The sequence below is a fragment of the Streptococcus gallinaceus genome, from assembly GCF_040545695.1.
In the GTDB taxonomy this organism is placed as follows: domain Bacteria; phylum Bacillota; class Bacilli; order Lactobacillales; family Streptococcaceae; genus Streptococcus; species Streptococcus gallinaceus.
Map to the genome: position 1 here is coordinate 210,354 of NZ_JBEPMK010000001.1, position 17,110 is coordinate 227,463.

Annotated in this window: 16 protein-coding genes; 10 read left to right on the plus strand and 6 right to left on the minus strand. The window is 42.5% G+C overall.

The genetic code is table 11. The features are described from left to right. The first annotated feature begins 61 nt into the window (after window positions 1-61). Window positions 62-784: a pseudouridine synthase gene (locus tag ABID27_RS01110; RefSeq protein WP_354279639.1), complete on the plus strand. Its 723-nt coding sequence runs from the start codon at window positions 62-64 to the stop codon at window positions 782-784. A gap of 21 nt (window positions 785-805) precedes the next feature. On the opposite strand, the gene ABID27_RS01115 is transcribed toward ABID27_RS01110, so the two are convergent. The 5 genes from ABID27_RS01115 to ABID27_RS01135 all read right to left on the minus strand — a co-directional run bounded on the left by ABID27_RS01115 (window position 806) and on the right by ABID27_RS01135 (window position 6,136). Then, window positions 806-1,807 carry a FecCD family ABC transporter permease gene (locus ABID27_RS01115; RefSeq protein WP_253362679.1) on the minus strand — a complete coding sequence of 334 codons (1,002 nt, stop codon included), beginning with the start codon at window positions 1,805-1,807 and terminating at the stop codon, window positions 806-808. After that, a complete protein-coding gene (locus ABID27_RS01120) occupies window positions 1,804-2,823 on the minus strand; it encodes a FecCD family ABC transporter permease (protein ID WP_354279641.1) in 1,020 nt (339 codons plus the stop codon). The genes ABID27_RS01115 and ABID27_RS01120 overlap by 4 nt, the downstream gene beginning before the upstream one ends. Before the next feature lie 24 nt (window positions 2,824-2,847). Next, window positions 2,848-3,780, minus strand: a complete 933-nt coding sequence (locus ABID27_RS01125) for an iron-hydroxamate ABC transporter substrate-binding protein (protein WP_354279643.1) — start codon at window positions 3,778-3,780, stop codon at window positions 2,848-2,850. Window positions 3,781-3,797: 17 nt separating this feature from the next. Then, window positions 3,798-4,583 carry an ABC transporter ATP-binding protein gene (locus tag ABID27_RS01130; RefSeq protein WP_253362685.1) on the minus strand — a complete coding sequence of 262 codons (786 nt, stop codon included), beginning with the start codon at window positions 4,581-4,583 and terminating at the stop codon, window positions 3,798-3,800. Window positions 4,584-4,687: 104 nt separating this feature from the next. Further along, a complete protein-coding gene (locus ABID27_RS01135; RefSeq protein WP_354279645.1) occupies window positions 4,688-6,136 on the minus strand; it encodes a UDP-N-acetylmuramoyl-L-alanyl-D-glutamate--L-lysine ligase in 1,449 nt (482 codons plus the stop codon). 150 nt (window positions 6,137-6,286) lie between these two features. On the opposite strand from ABID27_RS01135, the gene ABID27_RS01140 reads away from it, so the two are divergent. The 4 genes from ABID27_RS01140 to ABID27_RS01155 all read left to right on the plus strand — a co-directional run bounded on the left by ABID27_RS01140 (window position 6,287) and on the right by ABID27_RS01155 (window position 9,269). After that, window positions 6,287-6,553 (plus strand): YiaA/YiaB family inner membrane protein, encoded by a 267-nt coding sequence (locus ABID27_RS01140; protein WP_253362689.1) that lies wholly within the window; start codon window positions 6,287-6,289, stop codon window positions 6,551-6,553. Between the two features lie 85 nt (window positions 6,554-6,638). After that, complete coding sequence (locus ABID27_RS01145; protein ID WP_253362691.1) at window positions 6,639-6,893, plus strand: hypothetical protein; 255 nt, start codon at window positions 6,639-6,641, stop codon at window positions 6,891-6,893. A 119-nt stretch (window positions 6,894-7,012) separates the two neighbouring features. Further along, a complete protein-coding gene (locus tag ABID27_RS01150) occupies window positions 7,013-8,104 on the plus strand; it encodes a cystathionine gamma-synthase (RefSeq protein WP_354279648.1) in 1,092 nt (363 codons plus the stop codon). Window position 8,105: 1 nt separating this feature from the next. Continuing rightward, window positions 8,106-9,269: a MalY/PatB family protein gene (locus ABID27_RS01155; RefSeq protein ID WP_354279650.1), complete on the plus strand. Its 1,164-nt coding sequence runs from the start codon at window positions 8,106-8,108 to the stop codon at window positions 9,267-9,269. Between the two features lie 18 nt (window positions 9,270-9,287). Here the strand turns inward: ABID27_RS01155 and ABID27_RS01160 are convergent, their stop codons facing one another. After that, complete coding sequence (locus ABID27_RS01160; protein ID WP_354279652.1) at window positions 9,288-10,127, minus strand: AraC family transcriptional regulator; 840 nt, start codon at window positions 10,125-10,127, stop codon at window positions 9,288-9,290. Between the two features lie 156 nt (window positions 10,128-10,283). Here ABID27_RS01160 and ABID27_RS01165 point away from each other — a divergent pair, with 156 nt between their 5' ends. From ABID27_RS01165 to gtfA, 5 genes are all read left to right on the plus strand, one after another. Then, entirely contained in the window at window positions 10,284-12,431 is a 2,148-nt protein-coding gene (locus ABID27_RS01165) for an alpha-galactosidase (protein WP_354279943.1), read from the plus strand. A 9-nt stretch (window positions 12,432-12,440) separates the two neighbouring features. Then, entirely contained in the window at window positions 12,441-13,685 is a 1,245-nt protein-coding gene (locus tag ABID27_RS01170) for an ABC transporter substrate-binding protein (RefSeq protein WP_253362699.1), read from the plus strand. 229 nt (window positions 13,686-13,914) lie between these two features. Continuing rightward, complete coding sequence (locus ABID27_RS01175; RefSeq protein ID WP_253362700.1) at window positions 13,915-14,787, plus strand: carbohydrate ABC transporter permease; 873 nt, start codon at window positions 13,915-13,917, stop codon at window positions 14,785-14,787. A 10-nt stretch (window positions 14,788-14,797) separates the two neighbouring features. Continuing rightward, entirely contained in the window at window positions 14,798-15,628 is an 831-nt protein-coding gene (locus ABID27_RS01180; protein ID WP_354279655.1) for a carbohydrate ABC transporter permease, read from the plus strand. 31 nt (window positions 15,629-15,659) lie between these two features. Then, on the plus strand, window positions 15,660-17,108 hold the full coding sequence (gene gtfA, locus ABID27_RS01185; RefSeq protein ID WP_354279657.1) for a sucrose phosphorylase: 1,449 nt from the start codon (window positions 15,660-15,662) through the stop codon (window positions 17,106-17,108). The last annotated feature ends 2 nt before the right edge of the window (window positions 17,109-17,110 follow it).

The following is a 17,110-nucleotide window of genomic DNA, read 5'->3' on the forward strand; positions in this document are numbered from 1 at the left end:
AAAATTGATTTCTGCGAAATCACGATTTTTGTTCCACTCTTTTTTTTGGTATACTAGTTCTATGCGATTAGATAAGTTATTAGGACTGGTGGGCTTTGGTTCGCGAAATCAAGTCAAGAAATTATTGCATAGTCGGCAAGTTCGGATTGATGGGGAGATTGTTACGGCCATTGATCAGATTGTGGATACGGATTTGCAGGATATCCGAGTGGCGGGGCGACCTGTTGGGGGCTATGGGAGCAAGTATTTTTTGCTACACAAGCCGGCAGGTGTTGTGACGGCCGTGACAGACAAGGAGCACCAGACGGTGGTGGATATGCTAGCGCTTGAAAATCGGGTAGAGGGGATTTATCCCATTGGGCGACTGGATCGGGATACGGAAGGTTTGGTCTTGTTGACCAATAATGGACCGCTGGGTTTTCGGTTACTTCATCCTCAGTACCATATCGAAAAGACCTATTATGTGGAGGTCAATGGTCCTCTAGATGATGATGCTCTTACATTTTTCTTAGCAGGTGTGGAGTTTTTGGACGGGACCAAGTGCAAGCCTGCTCAGCTGGAGATCCTTTCGTCTGGTAGGGAAAAAAGCTGCGCTCATATTCGGATTGCGGAAGGAAAATTTCACCAAGTGAAAAAGATGTTTTTAGCTTACGGTGTCAAGGTGACCTATCTCAAACGAATCCGCTTTGGCGAGTTTGACCTAGGAGATTTGCCTTTAGGACACTATCGCAACCTAGATGAAGAAGAATTGCAGTACTTAAAAAAATATTTCACGAAAAAATGAACCTGGAGCAATGTCCTAGGTTCATTTTGTTTGTTTCATAAGATAAAGGAAGTAAGGTGCTCCGATGATGGAGACGATGATTCCTGTAGGAATGCCTGTACCGACCAGAAAGACACGACCGATGGTGTCTGAAACGAGGAGAAGTACGATACCTATCAGCATAGAAAATGGTAAGGAAATACGGTGATTGCTTCCCACTAACTTACGCGTAATGTGTCCCGATACTAGACCCACAAAAGTGATATTTCCAACGAGAATTACACTGAGAGCCGCTAGACAGGTTGATAAAAACAAAATGGTAAATCGTTCTCTTGGTAAATTAATACCCAATCCCTGGGCAGCTTGGTCATTGAGATTTAGGATATTTAGTTTTGCACTGAGACTGTAGGTTGCTATCCATAGTAAAACCAGAATAGGGAAAAGAATTGCAATAGTTTGCCAATTGTCGCCAGTGATGCGTCCTGCTAACCAGTTTGCCATATACTCGACCTTATAGCGATCGATATTTCCAACAATTGCTACCATAGTACTAGAGAGCATAGTAGAAACACCAATACCAGCTAAAATCAGTCGATTAGGGCTAATTCCTTCATGCCTTTTGTAGGAAACTAAGTAGACAAAAAGAATAGTCAAACCACCACCTAGTACCGCCAAGAGTGGCATAAAGGCAAGTGTATTAGATTGCAATAAATCTGTAAAGGAAATAATCAAGGCAACCACCATACCAGCACCAGCATTGATTCCTAAAATACCAGAATCAGCTAGTGGATTTCGGGTTAGAGTTTGTAGTAATTGTCCACTAAGAGCTAGAGATGCACCAGCAAGGACACATACGATAATACGCGGCAAGCGAATGGTACCGATGATTAGTACGGTAGAAGAAGGTGCTTGCCCCAAAAGAACGTCTAGCACATCTTTAATGCCCAAGCGACTATAACCTAGAGATAGAGAGAGAATAAAGAGAAGAGCGGTTAAGATGATGGCGCCAAGAAAGTATAGCCATAAGTTTTTACCTTTCATCATAATTGTTTCCCCTTTCTAATTAACCAAATAAAGCAAGGTAGTCCAATTAAGCTGATAATCGCGTTGAGTGGCGTTTCGTACGGTGGACGAATTGACCGAGCTAGTAGGTCGACATAGAGGAAGAAACAAGCACCTGCTAGTGCAGAAAGAGGAAGGATTTTCTGGTAATCTTTACTTGTCAATGACCGAATGACATGAGGGATAATCAAGCCAACAAAGGCAATCGACCCTACTAAGGCAACAGCTGCTGATGATAGCAAGAGCACAATTCCTAAAAATAAAAAGGTAATTTTTGTCGTTTTCTGTCCTAAAGCCATAGCGATAGTTTGGTCTAAACTAAGAATGGTTAGTTGATGGGAAAATAGCTGTGCAAGTAGTAAACCAATCAAGATAACTGGAGCGATGAAACCAACCATTTTCCAGTTAGTAGCGATCAGACCACCTGCTTGCCAACCAATCAGAGCATTTGACAGCTGGAAATAAATGGTTAAGGCTTGTCCGATGGCTTGTAATAAAGTGGCTACCATAGCCCCAGCTAAGATGAGTCGAATTTGATTGTAGCCACGAGGGTGATAGGATAGACCAAAAACGAGGACCGCAGCTAGAAAGGAGCCCATGAGGCAAAATAGTAAAATCTGTGAATAATGCAGATGTGAAAATAAGCTATAGCCTACTGCCAGAGCCAATCCTGCACCGGCATTGATTCCCAGCAAACCAGGGTCGGCAATTGAATTGCGTGTAACCCCTTGCATAATGGCCCCTGCAACTGCAAAAGCAGCTCCAACCAGAATAGCCCCTGTTAAGCGAGGGAGTCGCAAGTCTAGGATGATATTCTGTATTTCTGACGTAGCAAAGGGGTGTGTGAGCACCTGCATGACTTGCTGATGCGAATAGGAAACTGCCCCAAAACGGAGGCTGAGATAGATTCCTAGAAAGAGAAGGAGCGTCATAATGAAAAAAACAAGCCAAAAAGGTTTTGGCTTATTGGTATTTTCATTGGCTAATAAATGGCTCATGAAAAATTATCCTTTGAAAAGAGTTTAGTTTTTGGTAGCAAGAATGGCACCACGTAAAGTTTCTAGTTCGTATTCTAGAGTCATTGGATCGTTGAAATAGAAAGCATTGGCATCAACACGAATAATGCGTCCATTTTTAACAGCTGGAAGATTTTTCCATACTTCACTTTCATAGAGGGCTGACCCAGTTTTATCGTCTTCTGCAGCAACGATTAGATAATCTCCAGCATAGTCAGCTACAACTTCTTGAGAAATAGCTAGGTAACCAGTTGGGAAAACTTCTTTCAAAACTTTCTCAGGAGCAGTATAACCGAGATCTTGGTGGATGACTTCTCCGCCACGTCCCCAGTTGTTTCCGAAGAGGTAGATTTCTTTTTCGTAGAGACCCATAACGGTAAAAGTTGCCTTGTCGCCAGTTACAGCTTTGACTTCTTTAGCGACTTTAGCAGTCTTTTCTTTCCATTCTGTCAACCATTTCTTGGCCTTGTCCTCTTGTCCAAAGACTTTTCCCCAGCTGAGAAAAATATCGAGGTGATTTTGTTTTCCGTATTCAACCACGACAGTTGGTGCAATTGCAGCCAATTGTTTCACATTTTCATCTGTCGAACCGACAACGATAACATCTGGTTTAAGTGCTGCAACAGCTTCGAGGTCCTCACTAGAAACCTCGGTTGCTTTACTTAGCTTGTCTTTCAAGACGGGATTTTTCTTATCGTAAGAAGTAGCACCGACAACATTTAAGCCTAATTTCATCAGATGTCCAGTATAGGATGAATTTAAGCTAACGACTTTCTTTGGATTTTCAGGTACTTTGCCATAGTAGCTGAATCCTTCAATTTTCGGCATGCTTGAGATTTGAGTTTCTTCTTTTTTGCTTTCTGGCTTAGAAGAAGTAGAGCAAGCAGCTAGAAAAAGAACTGCGACAAGTAAACTAAAGAATGAAAAAACTTTTTTCATGGTATCTCCTTATATTTTTATTTACAAAGTGAATAAGAGAGCAAGATTGGATAACCTTGCTGATGGGCCTGGACAATCTGCGCATCAATCTTAAAAATATCTCTGAGGATTTCTTGAGTCATGATGGTCTGAGCCGAGCCTTGGTAACGGATAGCTCCCTCTTTCATGGCAATCATATGGTCGGAAAATCGAGCAGAGAGGTTGAGGTCATGTAGGACCATGACAATGGTTTTCCCACTGGTCTGATTAAGTTCTTGGAGCAACTCCAAAACTTCTAACTGATGATTGAGGTCAAGATAAGTAGTTGGCTCATCTAGAAAAATAGTATCCGTGTCTTGGGCTAAAGCCATGGCAATCCAGACGCGTTGCCGTTGTCCGCCAGACAATGAATCAACTGTCAGATCGGCAAATGAACTGATTTGAGTGACTTCAAGAGCCCAGGCGATTTTCTCGCGATCTTCTGGAGAGAGATGTCCCAGTCCATTTTGGTGGGGAAAGCGTCCGTAGGAAACCAGTTCATAGACGGTAATTCCTTCAGTTGCTTCGAGAACCTGAGGAAGAAGGGCAAGCTTTTTAGCCACTGCCTTGGTAGGGAGTTTGGCAATAGCTTCTCCATCCAGATAAATTCCGCCTTTTTTGATAGGCAAAATCCGAGTCAAAGCCTTTAAGAGCGTTGATTTGCCACAGCCATTTGCTCCGACGATGGTGGTAATTTTTCCTTGTGGGATACTGGTAGACAAGTCATCGATGATAATCTTGTCTTCGTAGGCAATTTGAATTGCCTGAGCCTGAATGTGTGACAAACCGAACCTCCACTTTCTACTAGAATAGTATAGCCTAGTTTTTTTAATTTATCAATAGTTTTCTGACAATTTGGCGAAAATTAAAACAGGTTTTTAACACCTGTTTAAAGATATTTTTTAGCAATTTCCAAGTCACCGATGTAAGACGCATCCTTTTTGCCAGCGACAATCTGATAGGCATCTGCCCCTTTTCCAGCGATAATAACAGCATCGCGGTCTTCTTTCGTTCCCGCCATAGCTTTTCGGATAGCTGCTTCACGATTGATGATGACCTCGTAAGGTCTAGTCATGTGGCTGGCAATTTCTTGGCAGATGGCAGCAGGGTCTTCGAAGTTTGGATCGTCTGCGGTCAAAATCACTTGCACAGCCGGATAGTGGTTGAGCAGAAGTCCGAAGTCCTTGCGTCGGCTTTCCCCCTTGTTACCAGGAGCTCCGATGAGAAGGGTGATGGTTCCTGTCTGGTGTTCCAGTACGACGTCAAGCAGTTTTTGTAAGCTGTCTCCGTTATGAGCGTAGTCGACAAAGACCTTAGCGCCATTTGTTTGAGTCAGAACCTCCATGCGTCCGGGAACGCTAGTTTCAGCGATTCCTTTTTGGATGTCCTCTTTACTTGCACCCAGACGAAGGCAAGCTAGGCCAGCTGCAATGGCGTTTTCTTGGTTGAATTTACCGATGAGCTGGATAGAGTAGTGTCCGGCAAGTTGGCCTGAAAGGTCGAAGTTGAAAGCCTGTGACTGGGTAATTTGATTCTCAGAATCTGGTCCATAAAAATCATGCAGAATCAGACTCACCTGCTCCTTGACCACTTGAAAATGATCCATACCGCTATTGACGACAACAGCTCGGCTATTTTCCATCAGCAAGCGCTTGTGGTAAAAGTAGTCTTCAAAGGTCGGATGCTCAATCGGTCCAATATGGTCTGGGCTGATATTCAGAAATACTCCGACATCAAATGTTAGGCCGTATACTCGGTCAACCAGAAATGCTTGGCTGGATACTTCCATGATGAGGTGGCTCATCCCATTTTCCACAGCCTGGGCCATCATCCGAAACAAGTCCAAACTTTCAGGAGTTGTCAGTTGGGACTTGAAGAAGGTTTGGCCATCCAAGGTTGTATTCATGGTAGAAAACATAGCTGGTTTGTGGCTTTGTTTTAAGATATGATAGGCAAAATAGGCTGCCGTCGTTTTCCCTTTGGTACCTGTAAAGGCAAGGATTTTCAGCTTATCATGAGGATGGTCGTAAAATTCCATGGCCAGCAAGCTCATGGCTTTTTTGATATCCGTGACAAGAATGGCAGGAATCCCTACTTGGTAATCTTGCTCTGCCACATAAAAGCGTAAGCCATTTTCTATAGCCTGCTCTAAAAATTCTTTTTTGAAGGCGGCACCTTTGACAAAGAAAAGTGTCTCTGCATCCGCGTCTCGGCTGTCATAGCTGATTTTGGAAAAAGCTAGATTTTCCCACTCAAAATAGTAGTTTCCTTGGTCTAAAATTTCTCGGAAGTTCTTATCTTTTTTGAGTACAGCAAGTACTTGTTCAATACGGATCATGATATCTATTCCTTTTCGTCGTTTTGCTTATTATATCATAGTAGTAGCAAGATGGCTAATGTCACCGTCGAATCCGATGTAACAAGCAGTCTATTGTGGCTCAACAAGGAGTATGATACGATAGGGACACTAAATAAAGGAGTTCTGAAAATGAATAAAATGAAAAAGAAAGTTTACCGTAACACACCTGCCTTTACTACCATGGCCTGGGGATCATTTATCTTCTTTGTTGCCTTGATTTTGATTGGCTTGTATACGCTGAAAGAACCTTTGATGGTAAAAGGTTATTATTTGATGGGGGCTGTTGGTTTGATTTCCTCTTCATTTACAGTTTCAAAAGTGGTTCGCGACAACCAAGAAGATGAAGAAAACTATAGCAAGTGGCTCCATGAAGCTGGTGTTAAGGACGAAGATTAGATTGTTAGCGAGAGGGCGGTGACTGACTCCCCTCTTTTTATTTTTGTAAATTTGATGTAATATAGAAAAACAAATCGAGGAATGTATGAAAGTTACAATCAATAAAAAATGGTACAAGTCCTGGTATTTTTACCAAGCCGTGTTTAATTCAGTTGTTTTTGGTTCGTTATTTTGGCATCGAGCCGTACTTGGGAAATGTTTAGTGCTTTTGCTGGTCTTACCGATTTTTGGTCTTGCTCTTTTCAATGATAAAAATCAAATCAAAGAAGACAAAAAGGTGCTTCTTGTCGCTCTGCTCACCCTTTTGGTATCAGTTTTGTTTGTCTGGCTGATGCTGTAATCAATAGAATCATAGCCTTTCTTTATGAGGTGCTTTTAATATTTATATGTGGGAATAGGGGCTGAAATAGATAATAGAAGTGCTACAATGGTAGATAAGTAAATCAAGGGGAGATATGTATGACAGATTTTAAAGTAGATACCATTTTAGCTCACGCAGGGATTAACGCTGATGAGAAGACCGGTGCCCTCATTTCGCCCATTTATCTTTCAACAACCTACCAACATCCTGAGTTTGGTAAATCAACTGGATTTGACTATACACGTACGAAAAATCCGACACGCTTGACTTTGGAGAAGACTTTGGCGGCTATTGAAAAGGCAGACTATGCCTTGGTGACAAGTTCGGGAATGTCTGCTCTGGTTTTGCTGTTTAGTGGATTTCCAGTTGGAAGTAAGGTAGTAGCTGCGCGTGATTTGTACGGTGGCTCTTTCCGTTGGTTCAATGAGCAGGAAGCCAATGGACGCTTCGAATTTACCTATACCAATACCGAAGAAGAAATGATTGCGGCGATTTCAGAAGAAACAGACTATGTTTACATTGAAACACCGACAAATCCTCTGATGATTGAGTTTGATATTGAAAAAATTGCCAAACTAGCCCATGTACATGGAGCAAAAGTTATCGTGGACAATACTTTCTACAGTCCAATTTATCAAAATCCAATCCCGCTAGGCGCAGATGTGGTGCTACATTCAGCGACCAAGTACCTATCAGGTCATAATGATGTCTTGGCAGGAGTTTTGGTGACTAGCGACCAAGCCATCTACGAGAAACTCTTCTACGACCAAAATACCACTGGACCAACCTTGTCACCGATTGATTCCTACCTTTTGATGCGTGGTCTCAAGACCTTGTCACTTCGTATGGAGCGCTCGACTAGCAATGCCCAAAAGGTTGTAGATTACTTGCAATCATCACCAGCTGTGAAGGAAGTTCTTTACACTGGAAAAGGAGGCATGATTTCCCTCAAAGTGAAAGACCAGGGCAGAATTGGTCATATTTTAAATCATCTGCAAGTCTTTACTTTTGCAGAAAGTTTGGGCGGTGTAGAAAGTCTGATTACCTACCCAGCGACACAGACACATGCAGATATTCCAGCCGAAGTGCGTCATTCCTATGGTTTGACAGATGACTTGCTTCGCCTATCTATCGGTATCGAAGATGTAGAAGACTTGATTGCAGACTTGAAGCAAGCCTTGGAGGGCTAATATGACACAGTATGATTTTACGACGCGGCCCAATCGTTTAGGCCAACACAGTGAAAAATGGCGGAAAACGGAAGGAAATCCAGACCTGTTGCAGATGTGGATTGCGGACATGGACTTTTTGCCCTTGCCAGAAGTCAAGCAAGCCTTAGTTGACTACGCTAGCCAGCATGTCTTTGGCTATCCCTATGCTAGTGATAGCTTGTACCAAGCTATCTTAGACTGGGAGGAAGCGGAACATGGATACAAGGTTACTCGAGACGATGTAGTTTTGATCGAAGGAGTTGTGCCAGCTATCTCGGTAGCTATTCAAGCTTTTACCCAAGTCGGGGATGCCGTAGCAATCAACACGCCAGTTTATCCACCTTTTGCACGTTCAGTTAAGTTGAACAATCGTAAATTAGTTGCCAATTCTCTTCTTGAAAAGAATGGACATTTCGAGATAGACTTTGATCAATTAGAAAAAGACTTTGTGGAGCATGATGTCAATCTCTATATCCTCTGCAGCCCCCACAATCCTGGTGGTCGTGTCTGGTCTGTTGAGGAGTTGGAAAAGATTGGACAGCTCTGCCAAAAACATGGAGTTCTTCTCGTATCGGACGAAATTCATCAAGATTTGGCCTTGTTTGGCAATAAACACCATAGTTTTAATACCCTTCAACCGTCTTATAAGGACTTTACCATTGTCCTTGCATCTGCAACAAAGACCTTTAATATTGCTGGGACAAAAAATAGCTTTGCCATTATTGAAAATCCAGATTTGCGCATGCAATTTACCCGTCAGCAGTTGGCCAACAATCAACACGAAGTACCAACTGTTGGCTTGATTACAATGGAAGTGGCCCTGCGTTCTGGTAAGCCGTGGTTGGAAGAATTGAAGACGGTTTTGGAAGAAAACATTAACTATACAGTTGATTATCTGGAAAATCACACCAAAATTAAGGTCATGAAACCAGAAGGAACTTACTTGATCTGGCTTGATTTTTCAGCCTATGGCTTATCTAATGAAGCCATTCAAGAAAAATTGCTGACAGAGGCAAAAGTGGTTCTGAATAATGGACTGGCTTTTGGTACAGAAGGAAAATATTTTGCCCGCTTTAACGCAGCGACAACCTTTGACACTGTCAAAGAAGGTTGTCGTCGGATTGCCGTTGCCTTTGAAAAATGAAAAAAGGATTAGCCGAAACTAATCCTTTTCAACTTGTGATTTGCGGTAGTCGGTTGGACTCATGTGAAAATAGTTTTTGAATGCATAGCTAAAATTCAAAGGATCCGGATAACCGACAGATAGGGCGATTTCAGTGATAGAAAGGTCCATATTTTCCAAGAGTTCACAGGAGCGATTCATCTTAACTTGCAAGATATAATCTTTAATCGAATAGCCGGTCTCCTGCTTGAAAATCTTGTAGAGATAGCTACGGCTGAGTGACAGATGTTCAGCTAAATAGCTGACTTTAATCGGCTTTTCATACTGACTGTGGATGAGATTGAGAGCTGTTTTGACATAGGTTTTCGCTAAATTATGGGACTCATCAAGTTCTTTTTTTGGAAATTCTTCCATTAAAGCTGCAAGGAGCATATTGAGGTGGCCGATGAGCTGCAGTTCTGTGATAGGCAAGTATTTGTGAGGGACAACTTGTGTAATGGTCATCATTTGGTCAAGGATAGCGGATGTGAGAGTTGAACGGAGATAGTAGTGGTCAAGAAGCTGAGTTTGTCGGAGAATGGCGTCTACGCGGGAGCCACTAAAGCCAACCCAGATATAAGACCAGGGGTGCTGAGCATCTGCCTGGTAGAAGGTGACTTTTCCCTTTGGAAGGAGAAACATATCTCCTTGAGCCAGCTGACTGGTCTTTCCATCAATCGTAAAACTGCCCTTCCCATCAATAATAAAATGCAGGACATAATCGTCTCGGACGGCAGGACCGAAAGAGTAATTTTTATCACAAATTTCAGCACCAAAATGGTCTACATTGAGGTCAAAATGATGACTGTCTAGTTCGTGATAGGTATTGAGAATATTCATCCATTCGCTCCTTTTTCAAAAAATCAGCCAAGTTTGTTTGGAAACATTATACCATATAGAAGCTACAAAATGCCATTTTTGAAAACGCCTCCATTTGGTAGAATGAGTTTGTAAAACAAATACAGGAGAAAAACAGTGATTCATCATCAAGAAGAAATGCAGCTTTTCCACCTGCAAACAAGGGAATTTTCCTATGTCATGCAAGTCTTGGAAAACGGACAACTGGTAAATCGTTACTTTGGTAAAAAAATCAATCGATTTAGCTCAGGTAACAAAATCACATACCTTGACCGAGCTTTCTCACCAAGCCCCATTACGGGAAACCGAACATTTTCTATTGATACCTTGCAGTTGGAATACAGCAGCAATGGTCTGGGAGACTTCAGAACAGCAGCCCTTGAGTTACGCAATGAATTTGGAACAGCCCTTGATTTGAAATACAAGGAGCACCGCATTTTCAAGGGGAAGAAAGAGCTGCCAGGTCTGCCACAGAGTTTTGGTTCGGAGGATGAGGTTGAGACTTTAGAGATTGACCTTTATGATGAATTGACGGATGTGACAGTTACCCTCAGCTACAGTGTTTTTTCAGAACTCAACTATCTGACACGTTCAACTCTTATCAAGGCTGGTCGCTATGCGAGCAAGATTGAAAAGGCTTATAGCTTTACCATTGATATGCCTCATCGAGATGTCCATGTGCATACCTTGACAGGACGTTACGCTTATGAAAAAGAATGGACGGTTACGCCATTGCCAAATGGCAAGTATTCCATTGGTAGTATTCGTGGCGCATCTAGTCATTCTAGAACCCCTTTCATGGCCTTAGCTGCCGAGGATGCGACAGAAGATGCAGGTCAAGTTTATGCAGCGCATTTGATTTATAGTGGCAATTTCACCGCTTTTGCGGAGACAACAGCTCTGGATACTACTCGCTGGGGTATGGGCATCAATGATGAAACCTTTAGCTGGCAATTAGAAGCTGGCGACTCCTTCCAAACACCGGAAGCCTTGATTTCTTACACGGATAAAGGGCTGACAGGTATGACGCGTGATAGTCATAACTTTATCCGAGACCATATCTGTCGCGGAGAGTTTGCTCGCAAGGAACGTCCGATTCTCATTAACAACTGGGAAGCGACCTACTTTGACTTTAACGAAGAAAAGATTTTGGATATTGCCAAAACAGCTAGCCAGACAGGAATTGAACTCTTTGTACTGGATGATGGCTGGTTTGGTAAGCGAAATGACGATGAGTCTTCTTTGGGAGACTGGGTTGTCAATCCAGAAAAATTGCCAAACGGTCTAGGAGGACTTGCCCGGTCTATCAATGACTTAGGAATGGAATTTGGACTATGGTTTGAACCTGAGATGATTTCGGTTGATAGTGATCTCTACCGAGCACATCCAGATTGGGCCATTCAGATTTCAGGTCGAGACCATATTTATAGTCGGGAGCAATTGGTACTCAATCTTGCCAAGCCAGAAGTCGTAGATTATATTGTGGATACGGTATCGGCTATCTTAGAGTCAGCCAACATTACTTATGTCAAATGGGATATGAACCGCAACATTACAGCTATTCCAGAGGATTTGGCTAACGACCAAAAACATGAATTTTACCACTGCTATATCTTGGGTCTCTACGATGCCTTGGAACGCTTAGTGACTCGCTTCCCACAAGTTCTCTTTGAGTCTTGTTCGGGTGGTGGCGGTCGAAATGACTTGGGACTTATGTACTACATGCCACAAGCTTGGGCGAGTGACAATACAGATGCCATCGGTCGCCTTTCTATCCAAGAAGGAACCAGCTTGGTTTACCCGGTCAGCTCTATTGGAGCTCACGTTTCTGCTGTACCAAATCACCAAGTAGGGCGCATTACCCCGCTTGCAACACGAGGAAATGTCGCTATGATGGGGGGAGCTTTCGGTTACGAATTGGACCTCAATCAACTTCCTCAAGAAGAAATTCAAGAAGTGGCAGAGCAGGTACAAACCTACAAAGAGATTCGCTCAACTGTCCAGTACGGTGACTATTATCGCCTCAAAAAGACAAGCAACACACAAGCTGGTATCTATATCAGTCCAGACCAATCACAAGCAGTCTTTACCTTCGTGAAAATATTGGCCCAGCCTGAAGCACCACTTATCCAAGTGCGCTTGAAAGGCTTGGACCCAGAAGCAGCTTATCATTGTGAAGCCTTAGGCGAGACTTTCTACGGAGACGAGCTTATGAACATCGGCCTGACCATGCCACATGTTCAAAAAGATTATTTTAGTGTACAATATATTTTTAACAAAATCTAGGAGGATTTTATGAAAGTCAATACATTCCTTAAAGCCGCATCAGTATGCGCATTTGCAAGCCTTCTCGTTGCTTGTGGAAATTCACAATCAGGCGGAAAAACAGAGATTGAATTTTTCTCTCAAAAGAAAGAAATGCAAGCAACTTTGCAAGAAATCGTTGATGACTACAACAAGTCTCAAGATGATGTAAAAGTGAAATTGACAAGTGTTCCAGATGCCGGTACTGTATTGAAAACACGTATCGCAAATGGCGAAACTCCTGATGTGATTAACATCTATCCACAAAATGCTGACTTCAAAGGTTGGGCAGCAGATGGCCAATTTGTTGACTTGACAGAAGAAAAAGACATCCTCTCAAACCTGAACGATGGTGCTGCACAAAGCTATGCTGTTGATGGAAAAATCTACAACATTCCATTGACAACAAACGTTTCAGGTGTTTACTACAACAAAACAGCCTTTAAAAAATTAGGCATCGAAGCACCAAAAACATTTGACGAATTCAAAGCTGCTGTTGAAAAAATCAAAGCAGATGGCAAAACACCATTTGCAGAAGCACTTGGAGATGCCTGGACATTCAACGGATACGCTCAGTTAGCATGGCTTCAAGCAGCAGGTGGCAATCGTCAATCGGTTGAAGACTACCTTCGTTACAGCGAAAAAGGCAAGATTTCTGCCAACGATGAATTGACAAAAACAGTTGGTCAATACTTAGACCTTATGGCTGGAAATGGTCAAAAGAATGCAGAAGGAGCTCTTTACGCTGATACAGTTGCAGCCTTTGCCAAAGGTGACGCTCTCATGATGGCAAACGGTTCATGGGCACTCCCAGTTATTCTTCAACAAAAACCTGATTTTGAAGTAGGTATGTTTGCAATGCCAGGCTTGAAAGCTGATAGCAAACCAATGACTGTCGGTGCAGCAGATATGGCTGTATCTATCTCAAAAGATTCTAAAAATGTAAAAGCATCTAAAGAATTTGTTAAATACTTGAGCTCAGCTAAAGTGATGCAAAAATACTACGATGTAGATGGTTCACCAACATCTGTAAAAGGTGTCGAAACAACTGGCAAATTCGAACAAATCGCAGACGTTGCGTCACTTGCCTTCACAGACCAACAAGCTATCTGGTTGCACGCTGATTGGGATTCAGAAGAAGACTTCTGGAATGCTAACGTCAGCTACTTCAAGAGCAAAGACTTGAAAAAATACGCAACAGATTTGAACACATTCTTGGACACAATGAAAAAATAAATAGTCGAATAAAGTAAGAGGCAAGGACCTTGTCCAAGCCTCTTGTTTTATACAGAATAGTAGGGAGAGGGTACTTCCAAACGCCCTCGTATCTTAATGAATTGAACTTGGGCTAAAATCCTAGTGAAAAAGATAAAACTTCCTAGAACCGCGGGTTTCTTCGTCAGTTTTCCTATTTTCAAACGGATTTTTAAACGCCCTCGTATCTTATAATAGGAGAAACTTGGATATGAATAAAAAAAGCTTCATCAGTAAATACTGGGCTTACATTTTCGTGGCCATTCCCGTTATCTTGCAGTTGGTTTTCTTCTTTTACCCAATGGTAAATGGGGTGATTTACTCACTGACTGACTGGACCGGTTTGACACGTTCCTTTAACTTTATCGGATTTGAAAACTATGTCACTATTTTCCATGACAAGGCCTTTTATCACAGCTTAGGATTTACCATTCTCTTTACAATCGGACTTGTCGTTGGTGAAATTGTGCTAGGGATTTGGCTGGCTAGCCTTCTCAATCGTAAAATTCGTGCAGTTGGTTTCTTCCGCACATGGTATTTCTTCCCGGCAGTACTCTCAACCGTTACTATTGGTTTGATTTTCAGCCAACTTTTCAACTACGGGGTGCCTCAAATTGGAGAAGCCCTTGGAATCAAATGGTTGAGCTCAAACTTACTTTTCAATGAAAAGTCTGTTTTCTGGTCTGTTCTCTTTGTAGCTCTTTGGCAAGGTTTGGCCATGCCAGTTGTTATTTTCTTGGCAGGTTTCCAATCTATTCCAGAAGATATCAAAGAAGCAGCACAGATTGACGGAGCAACACCTCGTCAGCAATTCTTCCAAATCGAAGTACCCTTCCTTTTGCCATCTATCAGCATGGTTTTCATCATGGCTATGAAATCTGGCTTGACAGCCTTCGACTTGATTTATTCATTGACCAAGGGTGGACCTGACGGTAAGACAGAAACCTTGGGACTCATGGTCTTCAAAAATGCCTTTACCAATAACCAATTTGGCTATGCCAATGCAGTAGCCGTTGTACTCTTTGTTATTATTACCATTATCTCTGTAGTACAAATTACCATGTCAAGAAAATTTGAAGTGTGAGGAAGATAAGATGAAAGCAAAAAAACAAAGTCATATTTTAGCTTATATTGTTCTTATTGCAGGGATTTTCTTGATGTTGATTCCGCTCGCAGTGACGCTGATTTCTTCATTCAAGTCGACTGCGGATATCACTGGAAATTTCTTTGGGCTACCTAAAGAATGGACGCTGTCAAACTATGAACGTCTCTTCACCGACGGTATCAGCACTTACTTCATGAACTCCACCTTCATGACAGTAGTCAGCGTAGGTTTGATTATCTTGGTGATTCCAATGGCGGCTTTCTCTATCGCACGCCACATGGACCGCAAAAAGATTTTCTCTATCATGTATACTCTCTTGATCATCGGGATGTTTGTACCTTTCCAAGTTATCATGCTTCCAATGTCCAAACTCATGAGCGACTTGGGCATGACAAATTTGCCAGGTTTGACAGTCTTGTACTTGACCTATGCCATTCCACAAACTCTTTTCCTCTATGTTGGCTACATTAAAACCATTGTTCCAACAGAAATGGATGAAGCGGCAGCTATTGACGGCGCGGGTAAATTTACCATGTACTGGAAAATTATCTTCCCGCTCATGAAGCCAATGCATGCGACCGTTCTCATCATCAATGCCCTCTGGGTATGGAATGACTTCCTCATGCCACTCCTGGTTCTCAACCGTGACAACAGTCTTTGGACCATGCCCCTTTTCCAATACAACTACCAAGGACAATACTTTAGCGACTACGGACCATCATTTGCATCATATGTGGTTGGGATTATTCCAATCCTCATTGTCTACCTGATTTTCCAAAAGAATATCATCTCAGGTATGACTAGTGGTTCTGTCAAATAGACCAGTGAACATTCTGTAAAAGGAGGAATCTATGAAAATCAAAAACCAAGCCATGTTGATTACTTATTCAGACAGTCTGGGTAAAAATCTCAAAGATTTGAAAAAAGTGCTAGAAGGCCCCCTCAAGGATACGGTGGGAGGAGTGCATATCCTGCCATTCTTCCCATCATCTGGTGACCGTGGTTTTGCACCAATGGATTACACCAAGGTGGATCTTGCCTTTGGTGGTTGGGAAGATGTGGAAGCGCTGAGCCAAGATTATTACCTGATGTTTGACTTCATGATCAATCATATTTCTGCTAAGTCCCCTTACTTCCTTGACTTCTTGGAAAAGAAAGACGAATCCAAGTACGCCGATCTCTTCATTCGTTATAAAAACTTCTGGCCAGGCGGTGAGCCGACACAAGAAGACGTGGATTTGATTTACAAACGCAAGCCGCGTGCTCCATACCGCATCGCTCAATTTGCAGATGGGACTGAGGAAAAAGTCTGGTGTACCTTTGATGAACAGCAAATTGACCTAGATGTAACGACCGAGACCACTCGCAACTTTATCAAGGAAAATCTGGAAAATCTTGCCAAGCATGGCGCCTCTATTATTCGTCTTGATGCCTTTGCCTATGCCAATAAGAAAATCGGCACCAACTGTTTCTTCGTTGAGCCGGATATTTGGGAAATGTTGCATTTCCCACGCAATCTCCTAGCACCACAGGGCATTGAAATACTACCAGAAATCCACGAACATTATACGATTCAGCAAAAAATTGCGGACCAGGACTACTATGTCTATGACTTTGCGCTACCAATGCTCGTTCTTCATGCCCTCTATAGTGGTAATGTTAACCGTCTGGTTCACTGGATGGAAATTTGTCCGCGCAAGCAATTTACAACGCTAGACACCCATGATGGTATCGGAGTGGTGGATGTCAAGGACTTGTTGACGGATGAGGAGACAGAAGCTACTCGCGAAGCTCTCTACACACAGGGTGCCAATGTCAAGAAGATTTACAGTACCGAAGCATATAATAACTTGGACATTTACCAAATCAACTGTACCTACTACTCAGCTCTGGGGAATAATGACCAAGCCTATCTCTTGGCACGTGTTCTGCAATGCTTTGCCCCTGGGATTCCACAGATTTACTACGTAGGTCTTCTGGCGGGTGAAAATGATATCGAGCTCTTGGAGTCTTCCAAAGAAGGTCGCAATATCAACCGTCATTACTATGATCTAGACGAGATTGAACGAGAAGTGGAACGACCAGTGGTCAAATCCTTCTTCAAACTCCTTCAATTCCGCAATACCAGCCCAGCCTTTGACGGTGAATTTGCCGTTAAGATGGTGGATGAACACAATCTTCAAATCACTTGGACCAATGAAGATGCGGGAGTCACAGCCCAGCTAAGTGCTAATCTTAAGGACCACAGCTTTGAAATTGTAGAAACGGACGAAGATGGGTCAAATAAAATTCAACTATAAAG